16 protein-coding genes and 2 tRNA genes are annotated in these 13,619 nt (G+C 76.4%); 8 read left to right on the top strand and 10 right to left on the bottom strand.

The features are described 5' to 3' along the window. Positions 1-15: 15 nt before the first annotated feature. Positions 16-1,593, bottom strand: coding sequence for a serine hydrolase domain-containing protein (locus ACOACO_RS04040; RefSeq protein ID WP_420294965.1), 1,578 nt, complete (start codon positions 1,591-1,593; stop codon positions 16-18). A gap of 37 nt (positions 1,594-1,630) precedes the next feature. On the opposite strand from ACOACO_RS04040, the gene ACOACO_RS04035 reads away from it, so the two are divergent. From ACOACO_RS04035 to ACOACO_RS04025, 3 genes are all read left to right on the top strand, one after another. Continuing rightward, positions 1,631-2,278 (top strand): TetR/AcrR family transcriptional regulator, encoded by a 648-nt coding sequence (locus tag ACOACO_RS04035; protein ID WP_420294964.1) that lies wholly within the window; start codon positions 1,631-1,633, stop codon positions 2,276-2,278. A gap of 141 nt (positions 2,279-2,419) precedes the next feature. Continuing rightward, positions 2,420-3,418 (top strand): LuxR family transcriptional regulator, encoded by a 999-nt coding sequence (locus ACOACO_RS04030; protein WP_420294963.1) that lies wholly within the window; start codon positions 2,420-2,422, stop codon positions 3,416-3,418. A 155-nt stretch (positions 3,419-3,573) separates the two neighbouring features. Beyond that, positions 3,574-4,770: an ATP-binding protein gene (locus ACOACO_RS04025; RefSeq protein ID WP_420294962.1), complete on the top strand. Its 1,197-nt coding sequence runs from the start codon at positions 3,574-3,576 to the stop codon at positions 4,768-4,770. Positions 4,771-4,962: 192 nt separating this feature from the next. Here ACOACO_RS04025 and ACOACO_RS04020 read toward each other — a convergent pair whose 3' ends face one another. From ACOACO_RS04020 to ACOACO_RS04010, 3 genes are all read right to left on the bottom strand, one after another. Then, positions 4,963-5,097, bottom strand: coding sequence for a hypothetical protein (locus ACOACO_RS04020; RefSeq protein ID WP_420294961.1), 135 nt, complete (start codon positions 5,095-5,097; stop codon positions 4,963-4,965). Positions 5,098-5,422: 325 nt separating this feature from the next. Then, positions 5,423-5,513 (bottom strand) — tRNA-Ser (locus ACOACO_RS04015). A gap of 72 nt (positions 5,514-5,585) precedes the next feature. Further along, the gene (locus ACOACO_RS04010) at positions 5,586-6,038 is read right to left on the bottom strand and encodes a hypothetical protein (protein ID WP_420294960.1); all 453 of its coding nucleotides are present in this window, start codon (positions 6,036-6,038) and stop codon (positions 5,586-5,588) included. Between the two features lie 128 nt (positions 6,039-6,166). Between ACOACO_RS04010 and ACOACO_RS04005 the strand changes: the two genes are divergently transcribed. The 3 genes from ACOACO_RS04005 (at position 6,167) to ACOACO_RS03995 (ending at position 7,268) form a co-directional block, all read left to right on the top strand. Next, positions 6,167-6,550, top strand: coding sequence for a hypothetical protein (locus ACOACO_RS04005; RefSeq protein ID WP_420294959.1), 384 nt, complete (start codon positions 6,167-6,169; stop codon positions 6,548-6,550). Positions 6,551-6,586: 36 nt separating this feature from the next. Beyond that, positions 6,587-6,675 (top strand) — tRNA-Ser (locus ACOACO_RS04000). A gap of 53 nt (positions 6,676-6,728) precedes the next feature. Then, a complete protein-coding gene (locus ACOACO_RS03995) occupies positions 6,729-7,268 on the top strand; it encodes an ASCH domain-containing protein (protein WP_420294958.1) in 540 nt (179 codons plus the stop codon). Between the two features lie 30 nt (positions 7,269-7,298). On the opposite strand, the gene ACOACO_RS03990 is transcribed toward ACOACO_RS03995, so the two are convergent. Genes ACOACO_RS03990 through ACOACO_RS03980 form a run of 3 tightly spaced genes read right to left on the bottom strand, consistent with a single transcriptional unit; the run spans position 7,299 to position 9,424 of the window. Beyond that, the gene (locus tag ACOACO_RS03990) at positions 7,299-7,532 is read right to left on the bottom strand and encodes a biotin/lipoyl-binding carrier protein (RefSeq protein ID WP_420294957.1); all 234 of its coding nucleotides are present in this window, start codon (positions 7,530-7,532) and stop codon (positions 7,299-7,301) included. A gap of 51 nt (positions 7,533-7,583) precedes the next feature. After that, positions 7,584-8,579: a hypothetical protein gene (locus ACOACO_RS03985; protein WP_420294956.1), complete on the bottom strand. Its 996-nt coding sequence runs from the start codon at positions 8,577-8,579 to the stop codon at positions 7,584-7,586. Positions 8,580-8,590: 11 nt separating this feature from the next. Further along, complete coding sequence (locus ACOACO_RS03980) at positions 8,591-9,424, bottom strand: carbon-nitrogen hydrolase family protein (protein WP_420294955.1); 834 nt, start codon at positions 9,422-9,424, stop codon at positions 8,591-8,593. Positions 9,425-9,448: 24 nt separating this feature from the next. On the opposite strand from ACOACO_RS03980, the gene ACOACO_RS03975 reads away from it, so the two are divergent. Next, positions 9,449-10,417 (top strand): NAD(P)H-quinone oxidoreductase, encoded by a 969-nt coding sequence (locus tag ACOACO_RS03975; RefSeq protein WP_420294954.1) that lies wholly within the window; start codon positions 9,449-9,451, stop codon positions 10,415-10,417. 50 nt (positions 10,418-10,467) lie between these two features. Then, positions 10,468-11,106, top strand: coding sequence for a bacterial proteasome activator family protein (locus ACOACO_RS03970; RefSeq protein ID WP_420294953.1), 639 nt, complete (start codon positions 10,468-10,470; stop codon positions 11,104-11,106). 36 nt (positions 11,107-11,142) lie between these two features. Here ACOACO_RS03970 and ACOACO_RS03965 read toward each other — a convergent pair whose 3' ends face one another. From ACOACO_RS03965 to ACOACO_RS03955, 3 genes are read right to left on the bottom strand one after another with little or no spacing between them, the layout of a single operon-like run. Next, the gene (locus tag ACOACO_RS03965; RefSeq protein WP_420294952.1) at positions 11,143-11,838 is read right to left on the bottom strand and encodes a hypothetical protein; all 696 of its coding nucleotides are present in this window, start codon (positions 11,836-11,838) and stop codon (positions 11,143-11,145) included. Further along, positions 11,835-12,743 carry an HAD family hydrolase gene (locus ACOACO_RS03960; RefSeq protein ID WP_420294951.1) on the bottom strand — a complete coding sequence of 303 codons (909 nt, stop codon included), beginning with the start codon at positions 12,741-12,743 and terminating at the stop codon, positions 11,835-11,837. The genes ACOACO_RS03965 and ACOACO_RS03960 overlap by 4 nt, the downstream gene beginning before the upstream one ends. Before the next feature lie 17 nt (positions 12,744-12,760). Next, a complete protein-coding gene (locus tag ACOACO_RS03955) occupies positions 12,761-13,618 on the bottom strand; it encodes an HAD family hydrolase (protein WP_420294950.1) in 858 nt (285 codons plus the stop codon). Position 13,619 lies beyond the last annotated feature (1 nt).

Raw genomic sequence — 13,619 nt, 5'->3', positions numbered from 1 at the left:
GTACGCCGCGGCGCGTCAGCGCGCCCGCGACGGGGACGGCCCCGGGACCCCGTGGTCCCGGGGCCGTCCTGCGTCCCGGGCCGTCCCGTCGTCATCGCCCGCGCGGAGCAGGCGCGCGGCCACGCCGACCCGCACGAGCGCCAGCAGCCCGGTGAGCCCGAGGCCGCCCTGCACGAGCCACGCGAGGTCGGGCGCCCACAGCACGAGCTGCCCGAGCTCCACGCCGAAGATCCCCGGCAGGGCGAGGTACGCCGCCGCGAGGGCGGCGAGGGCGACCAGCGCGAGACCGGTGGTCACCGCGACCCGGCGGCGGGTCGCCCGGCGGGCCCGCGAGCCCGGCCGCGCCAGCACCCACGCGCCCCGCGCGACGAGGGCGAGCAGCGCGAGCGCGAGCCCACCCAGCACGGCGAGCAGCACGACGTACGTCGGATCGGTCCCGGCGCGCTGCGGCTCGCCGCCCTCGAACAGCGCCGCGAGCCCCCAGGCGGTCGTGAGCAGGGCCGGCTCCTGGAAGCTGCCGTAGGCGTTCTGCAGCACGACGATCGCGCGGTCGAGGTCGGGCAGCACCACGACGGAGGCGAAGTAGCCGGGGCTCGCGCCCGAGACCCACACCATCCGCTCGCCGTCGCCGCCGGGGACGTCCCACTGCCGCCACCCCAGGCCGTAGGTGCGGCCCTCGCCCTGGTCGACGTCGCCGCGCACCATGTCGTCGCGCTGCTCGGGCGAGAGCACCGGGCTCCCGCTCAGCTGCAGCCGGGCGAAGGCGACGGCGTCCCCCAGGTCGCCGCCGACGTAGCCGTAGCCCGCACCGGCGGGGTCGAACCCGGTGGTGAACGGCACCGCACGGCCCGCGACGTAGCGGTGCCCCGGAGGGACCGCCTCGGCCGCCTCGGCGGTGGTGACGGCGTCGGTCATGCCCGCCGGCTCGAGCACCCGCTCGGCGACGACCTCGGCGTAGGACTGCCCGGTCACCTCCTCGACGAGGGCGGTGAGCACGAGGTAGCCGACGCTGGAGTAGACGTGGCGCTCCCCCGGCTCCGCGGCGGCCTCCCGCCCGGCCAGCTCGGGCAGCACGTCGGCGGGTCGCCGCCCCGCGTCGTACGCGTCGGTGAGGTCGTACGCCGGGGGGACGCCGCCCGTGGAGGACATGAGCTGGCGGACCGTGACGGTGTCCGACGCCGCCTCGTCCTGCATCCGGAAGTCGGGCAGGTAGGCCACGACGGGGGCGTCGAGGTCCACCGCACCGTCCGCGGCGAGCGTCACCAGCACCGTCGAGGTGAGCGGCTTCGCGACCGAGCCCCACCAGAACGGGGTCGCGGGCGTGACCGGGTCGCCGGCGCCGTCCTCGCCCAGCACCCCCTCGACCTCGACGTCGTCGGGGCCGACCACCGCCCACGCCGCGCCGGGCACGCCGGCCGCCTCGGTGCGCTCACGCACCCACGCCTCCACCTCCTCGGCGTCGACGGCCGCCGCCGCACCGGCCGCCGGGGGGCTCGCGGCCCCGGCAGGCAGGGCCGGCACGGCGTGCGCGACCGGGGCGGCGGCGCCCAGGAGGAGGGCGCCCGTGAGGACCGGTCGTAGCCATACAGTCATACGGGAACCGTAGCCGTATCGGTGTACGGTCGTCGACGTGCCCCGCACCGCCGACCACGACCAGCGCCGCCGCTCCATCGCGGCGGCCTTCCAGGCGCTGCTGGCCGAGGGCGGGCTGGGCAGCACGACGTACCCGCGCCTCGCGGCCCGTGCCGGCATCTCCGTGGGCCTGATCCAGCACTACTTCGCGAGCAAGGAGGAGCTGCTGCGGTTCGCGTACGCCGACTGCCTGGCCCGCCGCGACACCCGGATCGCCGCGCTGGTCGACGCCGGCGAGGCCGCCGGGCGCCCGGTCTCCGCGATGCTGACCGACTCCCTGCTCGAGCTCGTCCCCCTCGACGACGAGCGCCGCACGGAGCACGCGGTCGTGCAGAGCCTGCTCACCGGCGCGCTGCACGACCCGGCGCTCGCCGACGTCGCCCGCGCGGCGTCGCGGGAGACGCACCACCGCGTGCGCGTCGCCGTGGAGAACGCGAAGCGGTGCGGCGAGGTGGAGCCCGCCGTCGACGCGGCGGCGACCGCCACCGTCCTGCTCGCCACGACCCGGGGGATCGCCACGGGCGTCGCCCTGGGCGAGCCCGGCACCCCGCCCGGCACGGCCGCCGACGCCGCCGCCGCGCTGGCGCCCGTCGTCGCGCTCTCCTTCACCGGCCGCTGCCGCCACCACGACCGCCCCGCCGACTGACCGGGCGGCCGACCCACGGCCGTCCCCGTGGCGGACGCGTCACGACGGTGGGGGCGCTGCCGCGTCCGTCCACCACCCGCGTGCGCGGGGTGGGATGATCGTCCTCGGGGGTCGGGTGTGTCGTCGGGGAGGCGGGGTGCGGTGGTCGAGGTGGGTCCGGGGGCGCGTGCGCTCTTCGAGGAGGCGGGCAGCCGCCTGTACGAGGAGGCGCTGGACGCGAACGGCCTGAGCGCCGACGACCCGCGCCTGCAGCCGGACGGCGAGCTCGCGGAGGCGCTGGCGCTCCTGCTCGAGCTCGGCCTGCTGGGCCGCGAGGGCAACCGGTACGTCGCGATCGACCCCACCGCCGCGCAGTCGCAGGTCGTCTCCCCCCTGGGTCAGCGGGGTGCCGAGCTGCTGGCGGAGTCCTCGGCCTGGGCCCGCACGTTCGGCACGCTGGCCCACGCCTGGCGGCGGGCGCCCCAGCCCGCGTCGGGTCCCGTCACCGAGATCCGCGGCGACGCCATCGACCCGTTCATCGGCGCGATCGTGGCGGACGCGGAGACCGAGCTGCTGACCGCGCAGCCGCAGGTCGGCCGCAACGCCACCGCGCTCGCGAAGGCCGCCGAGCGCGACAGCGCCGCGCTGGAGCGGGGGGTGCGGATGCGCACGCTCTACCAGCACGCGGCGCGGCGCAGCTCGATCACGCACAAGTACGTCGCGACCGTCACCGAGCGCGGCGCCGAGGTGCGCACGCTCGACGAGTTCTTCAACCGCCTCATCGTCGTGGACCGCCGCCTCGCGATCATCCCGGGCCGCGAGGGGCACTCGGTCGCGATCGCGATCCGCGAGCCGTCGCTGGTCGCGTACCTCGTCGACGTGTTCGAGCGGCACTGGGAGCGGGGCCGGCCCTTCGCCAACAACGAGTCGTCGATGCTGCGCGACATCGCCGCGGAGCAGCGGGCCATGACGATCCGGATGCTGATCGAGGGCCACGCCGACCCGGTGAGCGCCAAGCGCCTGGGCGTCAGCCCCCGCACGTACGCCGGCTACGTCGCCGACCTCAAGGAGGAGTTCGAGGCGCAGACCCGGTTCCAGCTCGGCTACACGATGGGCCAGCGCGGCGTCTCGGGCAACGAGAGGCCACCGACCGACGCGTAACGCCGAAATGGCCTCACGGGCCGCCACGACGGAGCACACTGTTCACGGCCCGGGTGCGCGCACCTCGGACCCACCCTCGGCGGCCCAGGCCGTCACCTGCGGAGTCTCGGACCGCGACCGCCGCTGATCGTCTCGACGACCCAGGAGCCACGCGCTTGCCGAGAACCCGAGTGCCCACGGACGCCCGCCGGGCCACGTCCCGAACGGACGCGGCCCGCGACACGACCCTCCCCCGCGGCCCCCGGGCCGCCGGCGGTCCGGGTCCCACCCACGAGTCGTGGGTCCTCCGCGACGTGCACGCGCTGCTCGCGCAGATCCGCGACCACGCCGTCATCACCCTCACCGTCGACGGCACGGTGCTGAGCTGGAACCCGGCCGCCGAGCAGGTCGCGGGCTACCGCAGCGCCGAGGTGGTCGGCACCTCCTTCACGCGCTTCTACACCGAGGCCGACCTGCGTGCCGACCTGCCGGCCCGGCTGCTGCGCCAGGCCGCCGACGAGGGCGTGGCCCACTGCGTCGGCTGGCGGGTGCGCCGGGGCGGCGCGCGCTTCCGGGCCGACGTCACCATCAGCGCCGTCCGCGAGGCCGACGGGGGCCTCGCCGGCTTCGTCGAGGTCACCCGCGACGTCACCGACCAGCACCTCGCCGAGCTCGCCCGCGAGCAGCAGCACGCCGCCTTCACCCACGACCTGCGGGCCCCGCTCACCGCGGCCCTGGGCTACGTCGACCTCGCCCTCGAGGAGCTCGACGCGGCCGGCGTCCCGGCGGCCATGCTGGAGCGCGCCGTGCGCAGCCTGCGCCGGCTCGACACGATGATGGAGCGCCAGCTCGACGCGCCGCGCGCGCCGGGCTCCGCCTCCGCGGACGTCCTGGAGCTGGAGGCGCTGCGCATCGACCAGGTCGTCCCGGCCACCGTCCGCGCCGCGCTCGAGGCCACCGCGGCCGACCGGGTGCGGCTCCGGCTGTCCACGACGGCCCGCTCCGTGCTGGCCGACCGCCAGGCGATGGAGCGCGTGCTCGCCAACGTCGTCGGCAACGCGCTGCGCTACTCCGACGGCGAGGTCGTCGTCGCCACCGAGGCCGTCCCGGCGGACCCGACGGACGCCCCCGGGTCGGGCACGGCCATGGTCCGGATCAGCGTCACCGACTCCGGACGCGGCATGCACCCCGACGATCTCGAGCGGATCTTCGAGCCCGGTGAGCGGGGGCGTCTGGCCACCGACGACGGCGGGCACGGCCTGGGCCTCGACAGCGTCCGCCGGCTCATGGCGCGCCAGCAGGGCGACGTGCGGATCGAGAGCACGCTGGGCGAGGGGACGACCGTCTTCCTCGACCTGCGCGCAGCCGGCTGAGGCGTCACCCAGCGCCCCGCCGGCATGCCGCTGACGGGGTGAGGACGTACCGAGGGCGGTGGACGCAGAACCGCGTCCACCGCCCTCACCACCTGAGGCGAGCCGGGGGGGCAGGGACCGAACTGTGGGGGTTGGGTTGGCCCTCGCCTCAGGAGTCTGTGGAGTTGTGTCGTGCGTGAGCGGCTCAGCCGATCACTTCATGCCCCAGCTGGTGTCGAGGGGCTGGACCTCGACGGTCTCCGTGGGAACGGTCTTCTTGAACTTCTGACCCCAGCTGGTGTCGGCGTGCGCCGTGGTCGATGCGGCCCCGAGAAGCCCGATGCTCACCGCAGTCGCTGCCAGCGCGAGGCCAGCTCGACGAACGAATCTCATCCAGGTCTCCATCCTGCTCGTGCGCCGCGGGCCTCGCGGCGCTCCGTGGTCAATACTGCGACACCCCGAGGGGCCCGCAGTGCCGAATGCTGGCTCAACTCTGTGCAATGCAGATATATGCAGGACCAGGTGAGAAGTGCGCGCAACGGGCCCCGGGGCCGGGCGTCGGGCCGGGCGTCGGGGGCCGGCACCGTACCCAGGGACGACGAGACCCCGCCCGGACCAGGTCCGGACGGGGTCTCGTCACGTCCGGGTCCCGGGACGAGCCGGGACCCTGCTGCGGAGGCGGAGGGATTTGAACCCTCGATGGAGTTGTAGCTCCAAACCCGCTTAGCAGGCGGGCGCCATAGACCGGACTAGGCGACGCCTCCCCGACAGCCCGGACAGGCTACAAGGAACCCGCGGGGAGTGCGCAATCAGGTCGCGCCCGGGGCCGACGGGGCTCACTTCAGGCGGCGCAGCCCGTGGCCGCGGTCCAGCGCCGCCTGCACGACGTGGATCAGCTCCTCGCGGTCGCCCGCCAGCACGTCGACGGGGATCGTCGTCGACCCGCCGTCGCGCAGGCGCAGCACGATGCAGGGCGAGCCCGCGACGTGGGTGGTCACGGCGTCCTCGACGTCGGCCCACCGGGCGCGGGTCACGCCGGCGCCCCGCACGAAGCGCAGCCGGTAGCCCTGGTCGGTGAAGCGCAGGACCGTGGCCCGGGTGAGCAGGTGGAGACCGACGGCGCCGAGGACGAACAGCAGGACGGCGGCGGGGAGCACGGCGTACCCGAGCGGCAGGTCGAGCAGCCACGCCACGAGCAGGAGGACCAGCAGGACCACCCCGAGGCCGGCGAGGGCGAGGCCCATCAGTCGGGCGACGAGGGCGGGGGCCGGGCGGTAGTCGTGCTGCACCCCGCCATTCTCCCCCGCCGGGCGCGGGACCCGGGAGCGGGGACCGCCCGCGGGACGGGCGCGTGATGGCGGTCACAAGCCGCTACGATGGCCGTCCGTCCGCCCGGACGCCCGATGGAGGTGACCCTGTGCGCAGCTCCGCCCCCGCGCTGCACGCGCTGCACGTGGCGCTCGACGCCCTCCCGCCGCCGCACAGCCGCCAGGGTCCCGCCCTCGGCAACTGGCGCTGGACGGTCCGCCAGCGGCTCGGCGCCGTCCGCAACATGCTCGTCAACGAGACCGACGGCTACGGCCCCGGGTGGCGCAGCAGCGGCGAGGGCGGCCTCCTCGACCAGCGCAACCACCTCATCGAGCGGGCCCGGGCGTTCGACTCCCTGGTGCTGCAGAGCCCGGAGCCCGACACCGTGCGCCGCGAGCTGATGCGCCTGCTCATCGACGTCGACCACCACGTGGTGCGCGTCCGTGAGGCCGGCCGGGTCGGCACCGAGCAGGCCACCGCCCCGCCTGCCTAGACTGACGCCCGCGCGGGCCGGTGCGCCGCCGCGCACGGAGGGGTGCCGGAGTGGCCGATCGGAACCGCCTTGAAAGCGGTCGCTGGCAGTGATGTCAGCCGCGGGTTCGAATCCCGCCCCCTCTGCCGTGCCCGGCCCGTCCGCCGCCCGCTCGTTCGCCCCTGGGACGATCACCGCCGTGGACGTCCCCGAGCAGCCCGAGCAGTCCCGCCCCGCCGGGCCCCTCGACGTCGCCGCGGCGGAACGGATGTGGGCGGAGTACGCCGCCGCGTCGCCCGCCGCCGTCCGCGCGGCGCCGGAGCTCGTCGTGGACCGGTTCGGCGACACCGAGCGGCTCGCCGACGAGCTGCTGGCGCTGGTCCTGTCGGGCCGCAAGCGCGCCACCGCCGAGCTGGTCGCCGAGTTCGTCGCGCGCAGCGAGGAGCTGCCCCGGGTCGGTGGGCACTGGGTCGTCTGCGACGGGCGCGGAGCCCCCCGCGCCGTGCTGCGCAGCACCGGGCTGCGGCTGGCCGCGTTCACCGAGGTCGACGCCGCCTTCGCCCACGACGAGGGCGAGGACAACCGGACGCTGGAGAGCTGGCGCCGCGAGCACCGGCGCTACTTCACGCGCACGAGCGCGGCGCGGGGCGCGGCGTGGGACGAGCGGGACGAGATCGTGCTCGAGCGCTTCGCCGTCGTCTGGCCGCCGGAGCACGCGGACCCGCCCGCGGCGCACTGAGAGCGGGACGCGGGGGCCGCCGACCGGGGCTCAGGCGGGGTCGAGCACCACCAGCACGTCACCCTCCTGGATGACGTCGCCGGGGGCGACCTTGATCTCCCGCACGCGCCCGGCGTGCTCCGGGTGGACGGGGATCTCCATCTTCATCGACTCGAGCAGCAGCACCGTGCTCGTCGGCGTCACGTCGTCCCCGACGGCGCAACCGACCTCGACCACCGACGCCACCATCTCGGCGACGACCTCCACGAACTGCTTGCGAGCCATGGGCCCGACGCTAGTCGTTACCGGGAGGTAGGACGCTCCCCGCGGTGCGCATCACAGCAGCGGCCGGGTGCGCGAGGGCTCGGGACGCACGGCGCTGCGCTCCTCGGCCCGGCGGGCGCGGGCACCGCGCGAACCGGTGAGCGCCAGGTCGGCGCGGATCACGCCGTACGCCACCACGAGGCCCACGACGACGGAGTAGACGACGCTCAGCAGGGCCTCGAGCAGCGTGGCGGAGGGGTTCATGACGCCGTTGGCGACGGGCGCGGTGGCGGCGACGCCGAACACGCAGAGCCACCAGCCCTGGCGCCGGCGGGCGCGCATGTAGACGCCCCAGGCCAGCGCGGGCACGCCCAGCACGGCCTGGATGGGCCGGGGCACGCCGCCGAGGGTGTCGAGCATCCACGAGGCCGTGTCGAGCACGCTCGTGACGAGCGAGCTGGCGCCGTAGCGGCGCAGGGCCTCGGCGTACGCGAGGATCACCGCCAGCACGAGCGTGCCGACCACGACGCCCACGAGGCCGCGGCGCCCGAGCCCGTGCAGGCCGGCGCCGAGCCGGTGCACGAGCACCGCGACGACGACGAACGACAGGGCGAGCACCGCGTACTCGAACCGGGCCAGCGAGATGGTCGGGCCGTAGCCGACCGCCCCGACCGCGGCCCCGCCGGCGAGCACGAGGGCGATCGCGACCTCGCGGACGCAGGCGAGGAAGCGGCGCGCCGGGACCGTGGCCATCACGCCCAGCACCGCGCCGACCGTGCAGGTCATGACGGCCGCGCCGGTGCGCAGCGTCTGGGTGTCGACCACGAGCGCCGTCAGGCCCAGCGCCGCGGCGAGGACGCCGGCGATGACCGGGCGGCCACCGGTGCGGGCCGCGAGCGCCCACGAGTAGGCCGCGGACACCGCGACGGCGCCCAGGCCCTCGGTGACGGCGGGCAGCCAGCCGACGCCGCCGCCGACGAGCAGCGCGAGACCGCCGAGGACCAGCAGCCACCACGCGGACAGCCGCTGCTCCCGCGGGGTACGGGGGACGGCGGAGGCTCTCGACACGGCCGCCAACGCTACAGCCGCCGGTTCGCGAGCGACGGATTGGTGCGCCGCGCCTCGTCGAGCACCTCGCGGCGCAGCTCCGCGCGCAGCACCTCGGGGCCGTCGCCGGCCTCCGCCACGGTGCGCCCCAGCGGGTCCACGACGACGGAGCGGCCGGTGTAGCGGGGCGCCGGCTGGCCGGTCGCCACGACGTACGTCGTGTTCTCGATCGCGCGGGCCGCGGCCAGCGTGCGCCAGTGGTGGGCCTTGCCCTCGCCGGCGAGCCAGGCGGCCGGGCAGACGAGCACCTCGGCCCCGTGGTCGACGACGAGCGTGCGCGCCAGCTCGGGGAAGCGGAGGTCGTAGCAGGTGAGCAGGCCGACCGCGAAGCCCCCGACCGGCACCACGACGGGCGCCGGCTCCCCGGCGCTGAGCCGGTCGGACTCGCGGTAGCCGAAGGAGTCGTAGAGGTGGATCTTCCGGTACGACGCGCGCACGCCCCCGGCGTCGACGAGCACCAGCGTGTTCCAGGGGCGGTCCGGGTCGTCGGAGGTCTCGAAGAGACCGGCGAGCACCGTCGTGCCGGCCGCGGAGGCCGCCGCGACGGCGGCGGTCACGAACGGCCCGTCGAGGGGCTCGGCGAACGCCGACACGTCGGAGCCCGCCGTGCCGAAGTCGCGGGCGAAGGCCTCGGGGAGCACGACGAGGTCCGCGCCCGGTCCGGCGTCGGCGACGACCTCGGCGAGGCGGCGGCGGTTGTCGGCGGGGTCGAGCCCGGACGCCTCCTGCACGAGGGCGACCCGCAGGGAGGCGGACGGGGCGGCGGCGGGACGGGCGGCGGCCGCGTCGGGGCCGGGGGAGGACATGCGAGCCAGCGTAGGGTCGGAGCCATGCGTGCCGTGACAGCTCCCGAGCCCGGCGGTCCCGAGGCCCTCGTCCTGTCCGAGCTGCCCGACCCCGAGCCGGGGCCCGGCGAGGTGCTCGTCGAGGTGGCGGCGAGCGCGGTCAACCGCGCCGACCTCCTCCAGCGCCGCGGCTTCTACCCGCCCCCGCCGGGCGCCTCCGACGTGCTCGGCCTCGAGTGCAGCGGCCGGGTCGCCGCGCTCGGCGAGGGCGTCGACGGCTGGGCGGTCGGCGACGAGGTCTGCGCGCTGCTGGCCGGCGGCGGCTACGCCTCCCACGTCGTCGTGCCCGCGGGCCAGCTCATGGCCCCGCCGCCCGGCGTCGACCTCGTGACGGCCGCGGCCTTCCCCGAGGTCGCCTGCACCGTGTGGTCCAACGTCGTCATGACCGCCGGCCTGCGCGAGGGCGAGACGTTCCTCGTGCACGGCGGCGCCGGCGGCATCGGCACCTTCGCGATCCAGCTCGCCGCCGCCCGCGGTGCCCGCGTCCTCGCGACCGCCGGCAGCCCCGAGAAGCGCGCCCTGTGCGTCGAGCTCGGCGCCGAGCGCGCCATCGACTACCGCGAGGAGGACTTCGTCGAGGTGCTCCGCGAGCTCGGCGGCGCCGACGTCGTCCTCGACAACATGGGCGCGAAGTACCTGTCGCGCAACGTCGACGCCCTCGCCACCGGCGGCCGACTGGTGGTGATCGGCATGCAGGGCGGGAGCAAGGGCGAGCTCGACCTCGGCAAGCTGCTGACCAAGCGCGCCTCGGTCGCCGCCACCTCTCTGCGGGCGCGCCCCGTGGAGGAGAAGGCCGAGATCTGCGCCCAGGTCGCCGAGCACGTCTGGCCGCTCGTCGGCACGGGCGCGGTGCGCGCCGTCGTCCACGCGACGTGGCCGCTCGAGCAGGTCGCCGACGCCCACGCGGTGCTCGAGGAGTCGTCGCACTCCGGCAAGGTGCTGCTGACCCTCTGACGGCTCGGGCCGCACCGGCCGAGCACCGGCCGCTGGCTAGGGTGGAGAGCATGAGCCAGCAGCCCGAGCAGACCGCGACCCCGGCCGGCGACCCCGCGGGGGACAACCCCGACGACGGGCAGCGCGTCGTCATCATCGGCCCCGACGGCCAGCCCGTCGCGACCGTGCCGGCCAGCGCGCTCGCCGGCGTCGGCGGCGAGGGCGACGACGCGGAGGGCGAGGGCGGCGAGCGCCACCCCGCCGAGCTCGTGGAGCAGCCCGCGAAGGTCATGCGGATCGGCAGCATGATCCGCCAGCTCCTCGAGGAGGTGAAGGCCGCGCCCCTCGACGAGGCCAGCCGCAACCGCCTCAAGGAGATCCACGAGTCCTCCATCAAGGAGCTCGAGGAGGGCCTGGCGCCCGAGCTCGTCGAGGAGCTGCAGCGTCTCTCCCTGCCGTTCGCCGACGGCACGCCCAGCGAGGGCGAGCTGCGCATCGCGCAGGCCCAGCTCGTCGGGTGGCTCGAGGGCCTCTTCCACGGCATCCAGACCGCGATCCACGCCCAGCAGATGGTGGCCCGGGCCCAGCTCGAGCAGATGCGCCGCGCGCTGCCGCCCGGCCAGGGCCAGCCCGGCGCGGCCCCGCAGGCGGGCCTCCCCGCGCAGGCGCGCCCGGCGCAGCCCGGCGAGTCGGGCGGGATGTACCTCTAGGTCGCCGTCACCCCGGCCGGGGTGACCGGGCCGCCGTCAGTGGCGGCGGCCCACCACGCGGCCGAGCAGCGCCGTACCGGCGAAGCCGACGAGCCCGATCGCGACGACGAGCAGGCCGGGGAGCATGGCGCCGAGGTACGCCGGCGGCTGCCCGGCGCCCGCCGAGGTGAGGGTGGGGCTCGCGGCGTCGATGCCCGCGACGGCCTCCTCGACCGTCTCGTCCGGCAGCTCGGCCGCGGGCACGAGGCCGCACAGGTCGGTGGTGAGCACGTAGGACTCCACCGCGCCGCCCTGCGGCGACAGGAACATGACGTACGGCGCGCCCGTCTGCGGCTCCGGCGTCGCGGCCGACGCCGTGCCGGAGACCTGCACCTTGAGCGGCGCCCCGCCCTCCTCGACGCCACCGCGGAAGACCCGCTCGGCGACGACGACCACGTCGCGCACCGGCTCACCCGCGGCGTCCGCGTCGCCCGAGCCCTTCGGGGGCACGCCCGGCGCGCCGGCGGTCTGGACGACCCCGCGCAGCACGACCTGGGCGTCGCGCGTCTGCTCCTCGACGTCACCGGCGCACTGCTCGGCCGCAGCCGTCGTGCTGGCCGGGAAGGTCGTGGCGGGGGAGGTCGTGGCGGCGCCCACGGGGGCCACCAGGCCGGCGGCCAGCACCCAGCCGCCCAGCACCGAGCCGCCCAGCACGGCGGCACCGACGCGGTGCCGCGCCCGTCGCTCGGTCATCGTGCGCCCTCCTCGGTGTCGGTTGGTCCCTCGGCCGCGGGCCATCCTGCCAGACCGAACAGGTCCGCCAGGGCGGCCGCGACGCCGTCCTCGTCGTGCCGGCCCGCGCGGTGCCCGGCCACCGCGACGAGCGCCGGGTGGGCGTCGGCCATGGCGTACGACGTGCCCGCCCAGCTCAGCAGCGGGATGTCGTTGGGCATGTCGCCGAACGCGACGACCTCCGCCGGGGCGACGCCCAGCTCCTCGCAGAGCACCGCCAGCGTCGAGGCCTTGGTGACCCCGGCCGCGCTCATCTCCACCAGGGCACCGGTCGAGGACCAGGTGACGGTGACGAGGTCGCCGACCGCCTCCTCGACCTCGCCCCAGTAGACCTCCGGGGTGCGGGTCGAGTGCCGGGCCAGCAGCTTCACGCAGGGCGCCGGGCCGTCGGAGCGCTCGGCCAGCTCGGGGAACGGGGCGACCAGCGGGGCCGCGTCGCGCGGGTCGCGCGGGCCCCCCGGGCGGGGCGCCCACGCGGGCTCGTAGGCCAGGCCCTCGGTGGTCTCCAGCGCCAGCACCGTGCCGGGCACGGCGGCGCGCAGCCGCTCGGCGACCTCGAGGAGGACCGCGCCGGGCACCGGCCGGGCGGTGCGCACCGCGCGGGCGGCGACGTCGTACACGATCCCGCCGTTGGAGCAGACCGCGAGCCCGTGCCCGCCGACGTCGGCCCAGAGCTCCTCCATCCAGCGGACCGGGCGGCCCGTCACGAACACGACCGGCACGCCCCGCCCGTCGAGCTCGAGCAGCACCGCCCGGGTGCGGTCGCTGACCCGGCCGTCGGCGCCCAGGAGGGTGCCGTCGAGGTCGGTCGCGACCAGGCGCGGCAGCGGCGCCCCCGCACGGCCCGTGTCGCCCGTGCCACCCATGTCCGCCACGGGGCCGGTCAGCCGAACCAGCGGTCGAGCTCGACGGCCGCGCCGTCGTCGGCCACGGTGTCGGTCACGGCGTCGGCGGCCTCCCGCACGATCTCCACCGCCTGACCCATGGCGACGCCACGACCCGCCCACTGGAGCATCTCGACGTCGTTGCGGCCGTCGCCGATCGCGAGCACGTCGGCCGCGGTCAGGCCGAGGGCCTCGCAGACGTGGGCGAGGCCCGACGCCTTGTGGACCCCGACGGGGGTGAGGTCGAGCCAGGCGGTCCAGCCGACGACGTAGTCCGTGCCCTGCAGGCCCAGCTGCGCGCCGAGGGCGACGAAGTCCTCGGCCGTGGCCTCGGGGTCGCGGACGATGACGCGGCTGACCGGCTCGGCCACCATCGCGTCCAGCTCGGTGACCCGCAGCTCGCCGTCGAGCTCGCCGGGCGGGAACGGCGCGTTGACGTGGTAGCCCCCGCCGTCCCGGTCCTCCACCGCGACGAGCGCCGTGGGGTGGTGCTCCAGCACGGCGCGCACCGCCTCGCGGGCGTCGAAGGTCGCCTCGTGCACGATCTCCAGCGGCGCCCAGCGGGTGAGCACGGCGCCGTTCGAGGCGACCACCCACAGCCGGTCGTCGCCGTCGGGCGTCGGCTGCCCGCGCAGGCCGAGCAGCTCGGCGACCGGCGTCATCGAGTTCACCGAGCGGCCGCTGGCCAGCACCACGTGGGCGCCGGCGTCGAGCGCGCGCTGGACCGCGGCGCGCACGGCGGGGCTGACCTCCTCGTGGGTGGTGCCCGAGCCGTCGACCCACTTCAGCAGCGTGCCGTCGATGTCGAGCGCGACGAGGCGGGGACGCCAGCCGTCCCCCGGCGTGGGGCCGGCCACG

This window comes from Nocardioides sp. CPCC 205120 (assembly GCF_048654585.1).
Classification (GTDB): domain Bacteria; phylum Actinomycetota; class Actinomycetes; order Propionibacteriales; family Nocardioidaceae; genus Nocardioides.
The sequence above is the reverse complement of the archived record's forward strand: the minus strand, read 5'-3'. Positions and strand labels throughout refer to the sequence as shown.